The sequence below is a fragment of the Mesorhizobium sp. M7A.F.Ca.CA.001.08.2.1 genome (assembly GCF_003998455.1).
Taxonomy (GTDB): Bacteria; Pseudomonadota; Alphaproteobacteria; order Rhizobiales; family Rhizobiaceae; genus Mesorhizobium; species Mesorhizobium ciceri.
The window spans coordinates 1-1,673 of the sequence record NZ_RZPW01001050.1 but is presented as its reverse complement, the minus strand read 5'-3'; the positions used below and the strand labels follow the sequence as shown (position 1 = coordinate 1,673).

The window sequence follows — 1,673 nt, the reverse complement described above, 5'->3', positions numbered from 1 at the left end:
GCCTTCGCACGAGAAGAAGCGGGCGAATACCGCCTCTCGTTCTTTCAATTGCGTTAATTTGTCCGAAAAGTGGACCACCGTTATTTGTGCTGCATGCACGCGTCGGATACCGAGCGCGCCCTCGAATTCCACGATTGAACCCAACCGCGCGAGGCGAAGCACCATCTCCAAATCGGGCGCGTGCGCGAGTGACGCACGGTAGTGACCCACCGCCTTTTGCGCAGTCATCCTGACCAGCACCGCTCCCAAGGCCAGGGACACTCCCAGATGGCCCAGATGACGACAACAGTCTTCAATGAACCGGGCACCCGCCGTTACGCGCCATCCATCTGGTTGACTTGGTTCGGCAAAATCCTTCCCCTCGATCATGCTGAGATCAGACCCTATGGCGAAAGCAGCCCCAGGATTGCTTTCGAGGACATCAACGGCGCGTTGGAGCGAGCCGTCTGTCAGGAGATCGTCGGCGCACAAAAGGATGAAGTAGTCTCCTCGCGCAAGCTCGACGCCTTCGTTGAAGGACGCAATTGGCCCTACATTCCTGGCGTGGCACACGACTTCAACCCGGCTGTCTTGGGCGGCAAGTCGGCGTGCCACTTCCACGCTGTCGTCTGTTGACGCGTTATCGATAACAACAATCCGGAGATCGTCGATGCCTTGCGAAAGCACACTGCGTATACATTGCGCGAGGAACCGATCAGCGTTGTAGCAGGGTATGACTACATTGATGCTGGGCATCAGCACAGGCTCCCCTTACCTGATTGGTCGCCTCGGTTATCGGAGCGACCTGATGTGGGCCAGCACAGGCACCACGCCACGATCGAGGACAAAGACTTGGTTTCCAGGCCCATCCTCCAACAAATCGGCTGGAAGGTCATGCCGTCTAAAAGGCTAGGGGATGACAATCGACCAAAGGCGTAGGGGCAGGTGCAACCTCATCGCCAGCCTCTCCGTCTCATTCAGCTGCCTGTGAAGCGGCCGGAGAGATATCGGGTCAGCGGCACTTCAGCAAAAAGATAAACCAGCACCGAAACGCAGGTGACGGCCATGGGCGTCACGAACAACAGCACCGAGGCGAGCCGCGCCGAATCTCCGCTTTCGGCAACGAGCTTCTCGGATACGATAGCCACGAACCAGTGGGGCAAGTAGATCGCATAAGTGCATTTGGCGAGAAAGTTCAAGAGCTTGGAGTCGCTGAAGACACCGAGCTGCTCCAGAGCGACAACCCCCAGCAACAGGACCGACATCGGCATGCCGAGCGCGAGGAGACGGGGCAGCGCCGGCCAACAGAAAGGACGCAAGACTGCTGCTAAGGCTCCGAAGGCGACTGCCGCCGCCGCGAGGGTAACGGCCCCGCTCCACGGCAGTTTGAAAGGGAACAGCCCGGAGTTGGAAAGCTTGAAGATGACGATGCCGAAAGCGAAATCGATCAGGATCGGATTGGTGTAAAATACGAAAATGGGGTTCTCAATGCCTGATGTCTCGCCCGCGACCGCAAGAAGAACCGCGAAGGCGGCGGAATAGAGGATCCCATATTTCACGCTGACGAGTTGGAAAGCTGCGATGATCAGGCTGAATTCGACGATTACCAGCAAGGTCCACGTCGGATACAAGATGGGGTAGGGTCCGAAGGGGACGAAGGCGAGCGACATGAAAAGCTCGGACAAGGTCCTCTG

General features: G+C 57.7%; 2 protein-coding genes. Both read right to left on the bottom strand.

The features are described 5' to 3' along the window. The coding region (locus EN914_RS34615; protein WP_164779139.1) for a glycosyltransferase family A protein at positions 1-735 on the bottom strand (735 nt) is incomplete at its 3' end. A 221-nt stretch (positions 736-956) separates the two neighbouring features. Then, positions 957-1,673 (bottom strand): acyltransferase family protein (locus EN914_RS34610; RefSeq protein ID WP_206527308.1); only part of this gene is annotated, 717 nt, incomplete at its 5' end.